Annotated in this window: 11 protein-coding genes; 1 reads left to right on the top strand and 10 read right to left on the bottom strand. The window is 62.4% G+C overall.

The genetic code is table 11. The features are described 5' to 3' along the window. Window positions 1-82: 82 nt before the first annotated feature. From ACFPWW_RS10520 to ACFPWW_RS10510, 3 genes are all read right to left on the bottom strand, one after another. Window positions 83-310, bottom strand: a complete 228-nt coding sequence (locus tag ACFPWW_RS10520) for a hypothetical protein (protein ID WP_377311574.1) — start codon at window positions 308-310, stop codon at window positions 83-85. A gap of 132 nt (window positions 311-442) precedes the next feature. Further along, complete coding sequence (locus ACFPWW_RS10515; protein ID WP_377311572.1) at window positions 443-2,380, bottom strand: SARP family transcriptional regulator; 1,938 nt, start codon at window positions 2,378-2,380, stop codon at window positions 443-445. A gap of 19 nt (window positions 2,381-2,399) precedes the next feature. Continuing rightward, window positions 2,400-2,858: a helix-turn-helix domain-containing protein gene (locus tag ACFPWW_RS10510; RefSeq protein ID WP_377311570.1), complete on the bottom strand. Its 459-nt coding sequence runs from the start codon at window positions 2,856-2,858 to the stop codon at window positions 2,400-2,402. A gap of 315 nt (window positions 2,859-3,173) precedes the next feature. Between ACFPWW_RS10510 and fba the strand changes: the two genes are divergently transcribed. Further along, on the top strand, window positions 3,174-4,253 hold the full coding sequence (gene fba, locus ACFPWW_RS10505) for a class II fructose-bisphosphate aldolase (protein ID WP_377311569.1): 1,080 nt from the start codon (window positions 3,174-3,176) through the stop codon (window positions 4,251-4,253). Here fba and ACFPWW_RS10500 read toward each other — a convergent pair. The 7 genes from ACFPWW_RS10500 to ACFPWW_RS10470 all read right to left on the bottom strand — a co-directional run bounded on the left by ACFPWW_RS10500 (window position 4,243) and on the right by ACFPWW_RS10470 (window position 12,865). Continuing rightward, window positions 4,243-5,988, bottom strand: a complete 1,746-nt coding sequence (locus ACFPWW_RS10500) for a glycerol-3-phosphate dehydrogenase/oxidase (RefSeq protein WP_377311568.1) — start codon at window positions 5,986-5,988, stop codon at window positions 4,243-4,245. The two genes, fba and ACFPWW_RS10500, sit on opposite strands and share 11 nt — an antisense overlap. A 12-nt stretch (window positions 5,989-6,000) precedes the next feature. Next, window positions 6,001-7,536 (bottom strand): FGGY-family carbohydrate kinase, encoded by a 1,536-nt coding sequence (locus ACFPWW_RS10495; protein ID WP_377311566.1) that lies wholly within the window; start codon window positions 7,534-7,536, stop codon window positions 6,001-6,003. A 27-nt stretch (window positions 7,537-7,563) separates the two neighbouring features. Then, window positions 7,564-8,406, bottom strand: coding sequence for a DeoR/GlpR family DNA-binding transcription regulator (locus ACFPWW_RS10490; RefSeq protein ID WP_112572652.1), 843 nt, complete (start codon window positions 8,404-8,406; stop codon window positions 7,564-7,566). A 131-nt stretch (window positions 8,407-8,537) separates the two neighbouring features. Beyond that, window positions 8,538-9,485 (bottom strand): D-ribose ABC transporter substrate-binding protein, encoded by a 948-nt coding sequence (locus tag ACFPWW_RS10485; RefSeq protein WP_112705540.1) that lies wholly within the window; start codon window positions 9,483-9,485, stop codon window positions 8,538-8,540. A gap of 109 nt (window positions 9,486-9,594) precedes the next feature. Next, window positions 9,595-10,647: an ABC transporter permease gene (locus ACFPWW_RS10480; protein ID WP_112705539.1), complete on the bottom strand. Its 1,053-nt coding sequence runs from the start codon at window positions 10,645-10,647 to the stop codon at window positions 9,595-9,597. A 23-nt stretch (window positions 10,648-10,670) separates the two neighbouring features. Further along, entirely contained in the window at window positions 10,671-12,212 is a 1,542-nt protein-coding gene (locus ACFPWW_RS10475) for a sugar ABC transporter ATP-binding protein (RefSeq protein ID WP_112705538.1), read from the bottom strand. Beyond that, window positions 12,209-12,865, bottom strand: a complete 657-nt coding sequence (locus tag ACFPWW_RS10470; RefSeq protein WP_377311565.1) for a DUF2291 family protein — start codon at window positions 12,863-12,865, stop codon at window positions 12,209-12,211. Before ACFPWW_RS10470 ends, ACFPWW_RS10475 begins: the two co-directional genes overlap by 4 nt. Window positions 12,866-13,116 lie beyond the last annotated feature (251 nt).

The raw sequence follows: 13,116 nt of genomic DNA, 5'->3' as shown, positions 1-13,116 counted from the left end.
CTCCCACTGTCCGTCGCTCAGTTCATACCGCTTCGCCGCCATCCACAGGTCTCCGTGATCATCACGGCAGCCTATGAATCACTCAGCAACTGATTTGGGAATCCTGAATGTCGATCGATCCTAAGCCGCTCTCGGCGAGATCCTGCAGCAGCGCGCCGAGCGCAAGATCGAGGCAATAGACGGAAAACTCGGCATTGAGTTCCCGGGCGTTCTGGCGGGCGTAGGACACGAGCCGCGCAAGCGATGCGATATCCCGCAGCCTTTGATCCTTCTCGGTGGTCCCGAGTTCGATATTGTCTTCAGCTGCCATGTCTATTGAGCTCTCCGGGTGTGCCGGAAGGAACCTAGAGGATAAGGGCGAGAAAAGCGCGTGACACGGGCGTGACACTAGTCTGGATGGCATATCGAAAGGCGACAACCCTGCGGCGTGATCCGGAGCAGTTCAGAAGCCCGCCTTCCGCAGCGCCTCGCGATATTGTTCCCTCTGCCACGTCTCCTTGAAGGGGACGAGGGTCAGCCATCTGTCGACGTCGAAATCGGGATTGGTTTCGCGCGCCTTGCGCATGTAGAGGCGGGCATTTTTCACGTCGCCCAGCATCGCCCAGCAGGCGGCCGCAAGCCGGTCGGCCGGCGTGCGGTCATCCATTCTGCCGATCGCATCCAGCGCTTCCCCGTAACGGAAGAGCGCAAAATTCGCGCCGGCCTCGGTCCACAGATATTCGGCGGGGCTCAGCGGATTGAGCGAGATTGCCCGGTCGATCTTGGCGAGCCCATCGGCCGGGCGCGAGGCATGCACGAGCGTATCGGCATAACTTGCGATGCCGTCGGCATAATGCGGGCTGAGCTCCTCGGCGACCTTCAGCGCCACCACGCTTTCATCGAAGTCGTTCAGATAGAGCTTGGCAACGCCGAGCTGGCGGAAGCCGGAAGCCAGCGAGGGGTCGGCGACGATGGCCCGGTTTGCATAATCTTCCGCAAGCCGGATCAGCTCGGCATCGCCGCGAGCCGTCAGCAGCCATTCCATCAGGAAGGTGCGCGCAAGGCCGGCGAGCGCCGGTGAGAAATGGGCGCTGTGCTGCAGGGCCTCGCGGAACGCCTTTCGTGCCCTGCGGATATCCGGCAGGGAAAGCCGCTTCATGTCCCGAAAGCCCAGGAGATAGCTGTGATAGGCGGCCGGATTGGCCTCGAAAGCTCCGCGCACGCTCTCGTTCTGGCGTATCTGGGCGGAAAGTTCCTTGGCAATGCGTCGTGCCATCTCCCGGCGGTCAGCGATCAGGTCGTATTTTTCGAGGCTGAAGCGCTCGGCCCAGATGACCTCGTCACTGGCGGCGTAGACGAGCTGGACGAACAGCGACGGCGGGCCGCTGCCCGCAGCCAACCGTGTGTGGAGCACATAGGAAATCGAATGACGCAGGATCATGCCTTGACGATCGGCATGGCGTGCGATTTGCACGGCTGTATGTGGCGCAACGACCGAGACGCTGTTCAGGGCGCAAAGGCCGATGGTCACGTCCTCGATCAGCGCCTCCGAAAGCATCGGCAGGAAACCGGCATCGCCGGCTTCGGCCGGCGGCAGCAGGACAAGGCGGGGCAGGGGCGTGGCCTTGAGAACGATGCTGCTGTCAAGCCTCGGTGCGGCCGGCAACGGCGTCGCCCTGCCGGCATCGAAAATCCTGCGCACTTCCTTCAAGGCCTGCAGATCGAGGCCGACATCCAGCGCGTTCCGGAGATCAGGCCTGCGGCTTTCGAAAAGCTGCCTGGCGTTTTCCAGGGAGCCCTCGGCCTCATAGGCTTGCAGAAGGATATGGCGGATGTTCTCGTCGTCGGGGGCATCGCGGAAGATCCTGAGCGCGGCTTCCTTGATGAGGCCGATATCGGCCCGCGAGCGCGCTTGTGGCAGCGCCTGCTTCACCGCGTCGATAAGGATTGCCATATGCCGGCCGCGCTCGCCGGAGACCCACGCCCGCATGCCGGTGCTTTGATCGGCAAGTTCGGCGAGGAAATCCGGCCGCAGCAGGGATAGGAGCCTGCGCAGCACATCGAGCGGATCGGTCGAGGCAAGGGTGTCGAGTTCGGAGCGGTCGGCGACAAAGCTTTCTCGCCTGACCCTTACGTCGGTCGCGGTGAAGGCTAGCAATTCCACGCCAAGTTCTGCCTGCCGCGCCTGGATGCGCGAGATCATCTTGCGCAGGTTCGCCATGATATCGGGATTGCCGGGGCTGTCCCACAGAAAGCGCGCAAGAGCGCGGCGCGAACATTTTCTATCCGGCCTGTCGAGCAGGTAACAAAGCGTCAGCAGGCCCTTTTCGGGAAAGGCTACAGGCTCTCCCGCCGCATTCAGCAGCCGCAACGCGCCAAACGACTCGAGCCTGAGGGACATGCGCGGGTGACGTCCGCTTTCACTCTCTGCGGGAATCCGGCTCGTCCATCCTCAGTGCGCTGAGCGGAATGTCGCTGCTTTCGGTCTGCGCCATCGCCTTGACGAGCGAAATGATCGTTTCGCGAATGCGCCGATCCTCGATCTTCATGAAGGCCCTGTTGAGGACGAGGCCCTCCTTCGACCGCAGAAATTCCGCGACCGGATCGGCGGGGACGGTCAAATCGAGACCGGCAAGGCTCGGCGCTTGCGAATCGTCCTGCTCGAAAAAGAAGGCGGGCGAGGTGCGCAGCACTTCGGCGATCTTCTGCAGCCGGCTCGCGCCGATGCGGTTGATGCCCTTTTCGTATTTCTGCACCTGCTGGAAGGTCACGCCGATCTGTTCGGCAAGCCGTTCCTGGCTCATGCCGAGAAGCTGCCTGCGCCTGCGCACGCGCATGCCGACATAGGTATCAATCGCGTTCGGTGTCTTGACGTTCATGGCCTACCTTCTGTCTCTTTCGCATTTCAATCCACCGACTTGTAGACGGCATCGCGCCGCTTTTCCACGATTTGTTTTTAATATCATACGATGGTCGATGCTGACCGGTGCCGCTTTGTCACGCCCATCCTGGAAGGCGGCGGCCGCGAGTTCCTTCCGCCGGGCCATATCGCCATGATGCTAAACGTTTTAAATAGGCAGAAAACATCATAGATATTGTGATATTGTGATTTATACTTGTTCCAATTTAGTGATTGTGCGATCTTTTCAGCACCGGGATTTCGACGGTCTCCCGTGTGAGAGGAAGGGTGTTCAATGGCGCGCATTACGCTCAGGCAGTTGCTGGATCACGCGGCGGAGGAAGGCTACGGCGTTCCCGCTTTCAATATCAACAATATGGAACAGGCGCTCGCCATCATGGAGGCCGCCGATGCGGCCTGCGCCCCCGTCATCATGCAGGCCTCTCGCGGCGCGCGCGCCTATGCCCACGATATCATGCTCAAGCACATGATGGACGCGGTCGTCGAAATCTATCCGCACATCCCCGTCTGCGTGCATCTCGATCACGGCAACGACCCGGCCAGCTGCATGACGGCCATCCAGGCGGGATTCACCTCGGTCATGATGGATGGCTCGCTGAAGGCGGATGCCAAGACGCCTGCCGACTGGGACTATAATGTCGGCGTGACCCGGAGAGTGACCGAGATGGCGCATCTCGGCGGCATTTCCGTCGAAGGCGAGCTCGGTGTGCTCGGCTCTCTCGAGACCGGCATGGGAGAGGCCGAGGACGGTCACGGCGCGGAAGGCAAGCTGTCTCACGACCAGCTGCTGACCAATCCGGACGAAGCTGTAAAATTCGTGCGCGAGACCCGGGTCGACGCGCTGGCGATCGCCATGGGCACTTCGCACGGCGCCTACAAGTTCACCCGCAAGCCGGACGGTTCGGTGCTGGCGATGAATGTCATCGAAGAGATCCACCGCAAGCTGCCGAACACGCATCTCGTCATGCACGGTTCGTCGTCGGTTCCGGTCGAATTGCAGGAGATCATCAACAAATACGGTGGTCAGATGAAGCCGACATGGGGCGTGCCGGTCGAAGAGATCCAGCGCGGCATCAAGAATGGCGTGCGCAAGGTCAACATCGACACCGACGGCCGGATGGCCATGACCGGCCAGATCCGCCGGGTCCTGCAGGAGGATCCGAGCGAATTCGATCCGCGCAAATATCTGAAGCCCGCAATGGCCGCGCTCACCAGGCTTTGCAGGGAGCGCTTCGAGCAGTTCGGCACCGCCGGCATGGCGGAACGGATTACCCCTCTCCCGGTTTCGGCAATGGCAAAGCGCTACGCCTCCGGCGCACTCGACCCGGTCTTTTCCCAGGATATTAAAGGCTGACGGGGCGGGCGCTTTTCCCCGGCTCGATATCCGTCGTGCCGGCCGCCAGGGACTGGCCGTGAAACACTTTGAGCAGGGTGACGACGTCACTGATTTCATGCTCGATACGCGCAGCATCCCAGCCGAGCGCCTTGGCGGCGATGCCGGCAATGTCCGTCAAGCCCTCGTAGGTCAGCCGACCCTCGATCGCGATCGTCGTGCGCCGCAAGACGATATCGGAGAGATGGACCACAAGCTCGTTGCGGGCGATCCAGTCGATCTCCCGAAAACTGTAATGTTCCGCCCTCGCTATGCGCTGCTCGTCGGAATGAGCCGAAGGGAACGTCGCAATAGCCTCTGCCGTGGTGCCATAGCGGTTCAGAAGCTGTTCTGCGCGCGCGGCCGTGATGCCTGCGGCCCCGGCGATCTTGTCGACAGAGCCCCGTCTTGCCTGGGCATCGGCGGGAAACGCCTTTCCGCCGCCGATCGCAAGATAGCGCGTCGACTGCTTGCGCGGGCGCTCGAGCCGGGCCAGAACACTGTCGGCAACCTCCTCGGCAAAACCGCGAAACGTCGTCCACTTGCCGCCGACAAGCGACATGATGGCAAAAGGCCGCGTGCCGTCCGCTTCGATGACCGGTGCTGAATGGTCGCGGCTGATCAGGCCCGGCGCCGTTCCGTCGGAGGCCGGTAGCGGCCGGATGCCGCTATAGGTGTAGACGATCTGGTCGCGATCGAAGCGCAACGTGGGCAGCAGCGATCTCAGGCTCTGCAGGAAATAGTCGATCTCGGGCTCCTCGCAGCGCACGCTGTCGGGGTCCCGGCTCGGGATATCGGTCGAGCCGACGAGCGCGAGCCCGAGATAGCCGTAGACAAGGCAGATGCGACCGTCGTCGGCTTCGAAATAGATCATGTGGCCGTTGAGGCTGCGCACCAGATCGGGGTGATCGATCAGGATATGCGAGCCCTTCGTGCCGCCGATCAGGCGCGAGGGCGCGCCGAGCGCTTCGTTGACGTGATCGATCCATGGGCCTGCGGCGTTGACGACGAGCCTCGGGCGCACAGAAAATTCCGCTCCGTCCTCGCGTCGAAAGTTCAGGCGGCCTTCCGAGCAGGCGGTCAGCGTGGTGAAATTTGCCGCGGAACAATGCGGGTTCGCCTCCAGCCCGTCCTTGACGAGTTCGTAGACGAGGCGTTCCGGCCGGCTGATCTTTGCGTCGTAATAAATGCCCCCGGCGACGATTGCCGGCGTCACATGCGGCATTTCCCGCCTGGCCTTCTTCTTCAGGATCAGCCGGTGGCGCGGCATCACGCGGTCGCGCGAACCGAAAAAGTCGTAAAGGGAAAGGCCGATCTTGATGAGCAGGGCGCCCCGGCTGCGGGGCGCGGTCTTGGAGCCGAACAATGTCTGCAGCGCCGCCCAGATACCGCGTGTCCACGAAAAGATCGGAATGAATGTCGGCAGCGCTTCGACGCAATGCGGCGCGTTCTTCAAGAGCAGGTTGCGTTCCAGGGTGGATTGGGCAACCAGGCCGAATTCCCCGGTTTCCAGATATTTCAGTCCGCCGTGAATGAGGCGGGATGGGGCCGCACTCGTTCCCGAACCGAAGTCTGCCTTGTCGATGATCATGCAGCTGACGCCCTGGGCCGCGAGATCGCGAAACAGGCCGGCACCGTTGATGCCTGCTCCAAGGATCACGACGTCGACGTCGTGCTCGCGGATGCCGGCGCTGCGCTCAAGCGTATCGGGGATCATGGTACTGTCGTCCTAAACTGCGGCCTCTGCCGCGCTGTCCTGCGCAAGGCCGGTGATCTTCGGCCAGAGCGGCTTCATCGTTTCCGCGATTTCCCGGAAGAGGCGGTAGCGCCTTTCATATTCCGCGCTGCGGGCGGCATCCGGTTTGCAGGTCTTGCCCTGCTTGTCCTTTGCCGGATCGCTTTGCGGGTCCGGGTAAAGACCGGCGCTCGCGCCGGCGCAAAGGGCGGCCCCCCAGGCCGCGGCCTCGTCGGTGCCGGTCACCGTCACCGGCATTGCCAGCACATCGGCAAACATCTGCGCGACGGCCGGGTTGCGCGATACGCCGCCGGCAAGCCGTGCCTCCCGGAAGGCGAAGCCGTCGCGCAGGGCATCGACATGGATGCGATGGTTGAACGCGATGCCTTCCATGACGGCCCTCAGCATGTCGCCGCGGTCATGCCAGCCGCCGAGCCCGAAAAAGCTTGCGCTTGCCGATGCCCCGTAGGGTGAGCCGAAGAGATAGGGGTGGAAAAGCACCGATGACGGACGCGCGAAAGCCGCGTCGATCTCCGATGCCAGCAAAGCGTGGATGGATGTGCCCCTGGCTTCGCAGTCCGCCCATTCGCGGCCGCACAGCTTTTCGATGAACCATTCGTAGTTGGCACTCGACGCCGGCGAAATCGACATGCTGTTCCAGACGCCGGGCGCAATGCCATTGCGGCAGAACCAGCGTCGGTCGACGCGCGGCTCGAAAGACAGCGTCTCGTTGATCGAATAGGTTCCGGCAATGACAGCAACGATACCATCGGCATAACCACCCGCGCCGAGTGCCGAGGCGGTCACGTCGTGCAATCCGGCAGCCACGGGCGTGCCTTCCAAGAGGCCGGTCAACCGCGATGCATCGGCCGTTACCCGGCCAACGATCTCGTCCGAGCGCGAGGCTGGCGGCAGAGCTGCGGCAAGCGCCTGCAGACCGAACAGGCGCAGGGCATCCTGGCTATAGTCTTGTGTCCCGACATCGGTGAACGAGGTGCTCGCTTCGGTGCGATCGGTACCGACGGTACCGGTCAGGCAAAATCGCAGCCAGTCCTTGCAGCTGATAATGTGGCCGATGCGCTTGAAGCGTTCCGGCTCATGATCCCGGATCCAGGCCAGCAGCGCCGACGGGGCGGAGACGTGCGGCACCTGACCTGTGAGCGCGATCGCCTCATCGGCGATCCCGGTCCTCGTCCATTGATCGACGATATCGCCTGCGCGGCTGTCCAGCGATACGATGCCGTTGCCGAGCGGCGCCTGGGCGTGATCCAGCACATAGATGCCGTCGCCATGCGCCGTTGCCGCCACGGCCTGGATATCGCCTGCCGGGCGGCCGCTGAGGCCGATAGCCTCGCGGATGGCCTCGGCCGTTGCGGTCCACAGTTCGTGCATGTCCCGTTCGACAAAACGCGGCCTCGGGATGAGCTGGGTGACGCGCCGCCGCGCGACGGCGATCGGTGTCCCGTCGATATCGAAAATGACGGCCTTCGTAACCGTCAGGCCACTATCGATCCCGAGAAGACTCGGCATGCACATTCACCTTTCCGTGGCGACCGGTCACGTGCGTCCGTGGCCGGTCCTGGCGACGACGACGTTGATGTCCCTGGACCGCATCCGGTCGATGTGGACAGGGGGGGTCTTGTCATCGACGATGACGACGTCGAATTCCTCGAGCGCCGCGAAGCTGTGGAGCGCGCGCCGTTCGAATTTGGTATGGTCGGCAAGCAGGATCCGTTTGACGGAACAGTCGAACATGGCGCGTTTCGTATCGACGGTTTCCGGCGATTGATGCAGCACGATGCCGTCGTTGATGGCCGACATGGAAATGAACGCGATATCCGCGCGCAAGCCCTTGATCTCGTTGATCGTCATGCGCCCCATGAAGGCATTGCACCAGTTGTAGTACTGGCCGCCGAGCGCAAGCAGGGTGACGTCGTGCATGCCGGTCAGGGCATTCATCAGCGTCAGGGAATTGGTAATGGCGGTGATCGGCACTTTCGAGGAGAGATGCGATGCCATCTGCAGGACAGTCGTGGAATCGTCGAAAAAGATGGCCTGTCCCGGTTCCACGAACTGCATGGCGGCCTCGGCGATCACCTTCTTTTCCGCCGACTGCCGGCTGGAGCGGTAGACATCGCTGGACTCGATAAGGTTGGTCGCCGCCGCCGTGACGATGCCGCGCGTCTTCCTGAAGAGCCCGCGACTGACGAGTTCGTCCACATCGCGATGCGCCGTCATCAGGCTGATGCCGAAACGATCGGTCAGATCCTCGATGCGCATCGAACCTTCGCTCATTACGGCCTCCGCGATCATGCGCCGGCGCGCGACCTGTCGTGTCTGGCGGCTGTCGCTGGTCAGCTGATCCAACAGCTCGTCGCCCTGATTGGTCTTCTGTGTCACGGTTCACCCTTGTCGCTGAATTCCATACCCCAGCTTCGTATAGTGATTGCCGTGCCAAGGCAAAGAAGGCGAAAGCGGCCGGACGCGGTTGAAAGTTGTGGAGGGCGCCCGGTCGGGCGCCCTCCATCGCGTTACTGGGCCAGAACGAACGGGCCGGTGTACTTGTCGATATTGTCCTTGGTAATCAGCAGGCAATCGAACAGCTGCTTTTCGCTCTTGGCGCCGGTGCTGCCCGTCTTGATGACGTTGTCAGCCTGCTTGACGGCCTCTTCGGAGAAGACGGCGACGGGCTGAAGGACGGTATATTGCAGCTCTCCCGCCTTGATCGCGGCGACCGCATCCGGCGAACCGTCGAAGCCGCCGACCTTGACGTTGGCGAGCTTGCCGGCTTCCTTCAGCGCCGCGATGGCGCCGAGCGCCATCTCGTCATTGCCGGAGATCACGCCGATAATGTCGGGATTGGCCTGCAATATGGATTGCATCTTGTTGTGACCCTGGGTGCGGTCCCAATTGGCGACTTCCTGGGCGACCTTCTTGAGGTCGGGATACTGGGTCAGAACGGTTTCATAGCCGTTCGAGCGGGTGGCGGCGTTGTTGTCGGACGGCGCGCCGAAGAGTTCGGCATAATTGCCCTTGTCGCCAACCGCTTCGACCCATTGCTGCGCGCCGATCGCCGCGCCCTGGGCGTTGTTAGAAACGAGCTGGGCTTTGGCAAGGCCTTCCTGGTTGATTTCGGCATTGACGAGAATGACCGGAATACCGGCCGCGACCGCCTTCTTGACCGCACCGATCGAACCGTCGGCATTGGCCGGATCGAGGATGATGGCGACCGACTTGTTGGTGATGGCCGTATCGATCAGGTTGCTTTCGGTGTTGGTGTCGCCCTTATGCGCGCTGACAGTGGCCGTGTAGCCGAGTTTTTCGGCCGTTGCCTTGGCGACGTTGCCCTCCGTCAGCCAGTAGGGGTTCGACGGATCGTTGACGATGATCGTCATCTGGCCCGCCGCCCAGGCAGAGCTGACGAGGATCGGGGCGACAGCCGCGGCTGCCAGAAGAATGCGCATGCCTTTCTTAAACATAGTCTCTCTCCCATTTGTGAGTTCAGGTGCTGCCGGAAACCGGCGGTGCTTTCCACGATCCGTCTTTTGGAGATCCAGGTGCCGTCGTGGATAAGTTCTGCTTTTGACGTCAGGACGATTTTGCCCGGCGCCCGTATTGGATGCTGTTCATGAGGACCGCGAGGACGATGACCGCGCCGGTGAAGACGGTCTGCCAGTAGGCCGAGACACCGATGATGACGAGGCCATCCGAGAGGAAGCCGATCACGAAGGCGCCGAGCATCGTGCCGCGCACGGTGCCGCGCCCGCCCGTCAGCGCAGCGCCGCCGATGACGACGGCCGCAATCGCCGTCAATTCGTAGGTCGTGCCCGCCGTCGGGCCGGCAGAGGTCAGCTGCGACGACAGGACCAGGCCGGCAATGGCCGCACAGACGCCCGAAAGCACGTAGACGATCACCTTGACGCGCTTGACCGGCACGCCCGAGAGGTCGGCGGCGCGCTCGTTGCCGCCGGAGGCGTATAGCCAGCGGCCGAAAGCCGTGCGGCTAAGCACTATGCCGCAGATGATCGCGAGCACGGCGAGCACGATGACGCCGATCGGAATGCCCGCCAGACGGTTGAAGCCGAGCCAGTCGAAACCGGTATTGCCGAGTTCGGGGCGGCCGCCGAGATTGTTGTAGGTCAGACCGTTGGTCATCAGCAGCGCAATGCCGCGCGCCACATAGAGCACGCCGAGCGAGGCGACGAAGGCCGGCACTTTCAGATAGGCAACCAGCACGCCGTTGACCGCGCCGACGACGGCGCCGAGGGCGCAGGTGATGACCACGACAGCCCAGACCGGCGGATAGAGGATGACGCCGAAAGCCGTCAGCGTCACACCCTGCATCAGAAAGCCGGCAATGCAGCCGGCAAGTCCGAGCGTCGAGCCGACCGACAGGTCGATGCCGCCGTTCAGGATCACCAGAAGCATGCCGATCGCCAGAATGCCGAAGATCGCCACATGCGAGGCCATGGTCAGGAAGTTGCCCAGGGTAAAGTAATAGGGCGACAGGAAGGAGAAGACCGCGATGATGACGATCAGCGCGAAGAAGGCGCGGCCTTCCAGGATCAGGCGCACGAGGTTGGTGTTGCGCTTCTGCCCGTGCGACACTGACTTCTTTTCGGTGATGTTCGTGACTGACATAATCAGTGCTCCATAATTCCGGGCTAGTGCGCGACCACGGCTTCGCCTGATGCGGCCATGATCTTTTCCTTGGTGACATCAGCACCGAACTCGGCCGAGATCCGGCCGCGATGCATGACGATGATGCGGTGCGCGATGCTCAGGCATTCGTTGACTTCCGAGGTCGAATAGACGACGGCGAGGCCCTGCCGGGCGCGTTCGGCCAGCAGCTTGAAGACTTCGGCCTTGGCGCCGATGTCGATACCGCGGCTCGGCTCATCGAGAAGAATGACCTTCGGGTCGGTCGCCAGCATTTTGCCGATAACCACCTTTTGCTGGTTGCCGCCCGACAGCGAGCCGATGGCGGCCTCTCCCCCGTCGGTCTTGACGCGGACCCTGCGAATGGAGGCATCGACAAGCTCGCGCTCGCGACGGCCGGATGTGAACAGCCCCCTGGTAAAGGCGCCGATGCTGGCGAGCGACAGGTTGGAGCCGACCGACATCGTCTGGACAAGACCGTCACGCTGGCGATCCTCGGGCACCAGAACAAGGCCGCTGGCGATGCGTCCGGCGATGCTCAGATGTCCGACGTCCTGGCCTTCGAGCCGAACGGTGCCGCCACTTGCGCGCAATCGCCCGGCCACGCATTCCAGAAGTTCGGTACGGCCGGCGCCCATCAGGCCGTAGATGCAGACGACCTCTCCGGCGCGCACGTCCAGCGACAGGCGGTCGACGGAGTTGAAGGCCGAGCCGGACGGGCCGGGAACGGTGAGATTGTCGATCGACAGCGCAGGCTTACCGAATTCGTAACCGTCGGGCGGACTGCCGAGATCGAAATTGTCGCCCACCATGTTTCGCACGATCCATTCAAGATCGATGTCCCGGCGTTGCGCGTAGGCGGTCATGGTGCCGTCGCGCAAGACGACGGCGTGGTTGGTGATCTGCAGCGCTTCCTCGAGATGATGGGAGATATAGACGATCGACACGCCGCGATCGGTCAGGTCGTGGATGACCTTGAAAAGCACCTCGACCTCGGTGGCACTCAGCGCCGAAGTCGGCTCGTCCATGATCAGGATGCGCGAATTGACCGATAGCGCCCGGGCGATCTCGACGATCTGCTGCTGGCCAAGACGCAGATCTTCGACCTTGGTCAGCGGATCGATCTCCTCTTCCAGCTCTTCCATCAGAATGCGCGTCTGGCGCTCTTCCTCCGCGAAATCGACAACGCCGCCTCTGATGATCTCGCGGCCCATGAAAATGTTGTCGCGCACGCTGAGATTGGGGGCGAGGCTGAGCTCCTGGTGAATGATCGAGATGCCGCATTCGCGCGCATGGGTCGAAGAGCTGAAGCTGATCGGCGCGCCGTCGAGGATGATCTCGCCCGATGTCGGCTGGACGACGCCCGAAAGGATCTTCATCAGCGTCGATTTGCCCGCCCCGTTCTCCCCGAACAGCGTGGTGACCTGGCCGCGATGGATATCGAAATTGACGCCCTTGAGGGCATGCACGCTGCCGTAGGATTTGGCGATGTTGCGGGCCGCAAGCACGACCTCGCCGACGACTTCGGATGTGGACGGCGCGCTCATCTGACGTCGACCTTGACCGGAGTTACGAGCCAGTTCTTCGGGTTGATCAGCTTGAAGACACCGATGACGGTTGCCGTCTTGCCATCGAGCTGGTCCGGATCAAGGCCGGCGAAGACGGTCTTCTTCATCTCGTTGTTGATGGCCGAGCCGGCATCCTGATACTGGATCTGGTTGGTGAACTGACCGAATTCGATCGTGCCCGTGGCGTCGCGGAGGTCCGTGCCATTGACCGCAGGGCCGGTCTGGACACGGACCACCGTCTCGGGGGGGAGGCCGTCGATCTTCATCTCGTTTGTATTGGATTTGCGCGCGCCGAAAGTGCCGCTCAGCGTCACCGGGATGACCGGGCCGGTGCTTGTGGCAACACCGTATTTTTCGCCGGCAGCCTTCTTGTCTGCCGCGATCGCCGCAGCCAGGTCGGACGCGGCGACAGCCCTCTTTTCGACATCCGCCTGGATTTTCGGAAACTGCTCCGCACCGAAGGTCTCCGGAGAAAAGGCCTGTTGCCTCACGTCGTTCGCCGAGCCGATCTGGACGACCTTGGTGTCGAGCGCGATTGCGCCGATGACAACGATTGCGGCAACGGCGCTGACGATGGTCTTGAGGTTGCCTTTGCCTGGCGTGGATGTTGTGGGGGCGGACTGGGTATTCATTGCTGGCGGCCTTTACGGCTGGTCGGATTTATCTCGAGAGAGGATGAACGAGGCGAGAGCCCGGTCGCGTTCATCGCAGGCGGCGCGCATCGAAAACCGCATTGGAGTGCGAAACCCTGCCGGAACGGGCAGCGCGACGATCAGCGGGAAAAATGCACATCCGAACCTCCTCCATCTCGGACCGGCGCTTGTCTCCTCCAACCGCCTGGGCCGCTATTCCCGTCAGCAGCGATGCCTGCGTGATAGGTAAG

Source organism: Rhizobium sp. GCM10022189 (assembly GCF_042656325.1).
Taxonomy (GTDB): domain Bacteria; phylum Pseudomonadota; class Alphaproteobacteria; order Rhizobiales; family Rhizobiaceae; genus Rhizobium.
The sequence above is the reverse complement of the archived record's forward strand: the minus strand, read 5'-3'. Positions and strand labels throughout refer to the sequence as shown.

Coding starts and splice junctions, on each gene's coding strand:
- ACFPWW_RS10470 (WP_377311565.1), bottom strand. CDS start 12,865: ATGAATACCCAGTCCGCCCCCACAACATCCACGCCAGGCAAAGGCAAC.
- ACFPWW_RS10485 (WP_112705540.1), bottom strand. CDS start 9,485: ATGTTTAAGAAAGGCATGCGCATTCTTCTGGCAGCCGCGGCTGTCGCC.
- ACFPWW_RS10520 (WP_377311574.1), bottom strand. CDS start 310: ATGGCAGCTGAAGACAATATCGAACTCGGGACCACCGAGAAGGATCAA.
- ACFPWW_RS10500 (WP_377311568.1), bottom strand. CDS start 5,988: ATGATCCCCGATACGCTTGAGCGCAGCGCCGGCATCCGCGAGCACGAC.
- ACFPWW_RS10510 (WP_377311570.1), bottom strand. CDS start 2,858: ATGAACGTCAAGACACCGAACGCGATTGATACCTATGTCGGCATGCGC.
- ACFPWW_RS10480 (WP_112705539.1), bottom strand. CDS start 10,647: ATGTCAGTCACGAACATCACCGAAAAGAAGTCAGTGTCGCACGGGCAG.
- fba (WP_377311569.1), top strand. CDS start 3,174: ATGGCGCGCATTACGCTCAGGCAGTTGCTGGATCACGCGGCGGAGGAA.
- ACFPWW_RS10475 (WP_112705538.1), bottom strand. CDS start 12,212: ATGAGCGCGCCGTCCACATCCGAAGTCGTCGGCGAGGTCGTGCTTGCG.
- ACFPWW_RS10515 (WP_377311572.1), bottom strand. CDS start 2,380: ATGTCCCTCAGGCTCGAGTCGTTTGGCGCGTTGCGGCTGCTGAATGCG.
- ACFPWW_RS10495 (WP_377311566.1), bottom strand. CDS start 7,536: ATGCCGAGTCTTCTCGGGATCGATAGTGGCCTGACGGTTACGAAGGCC.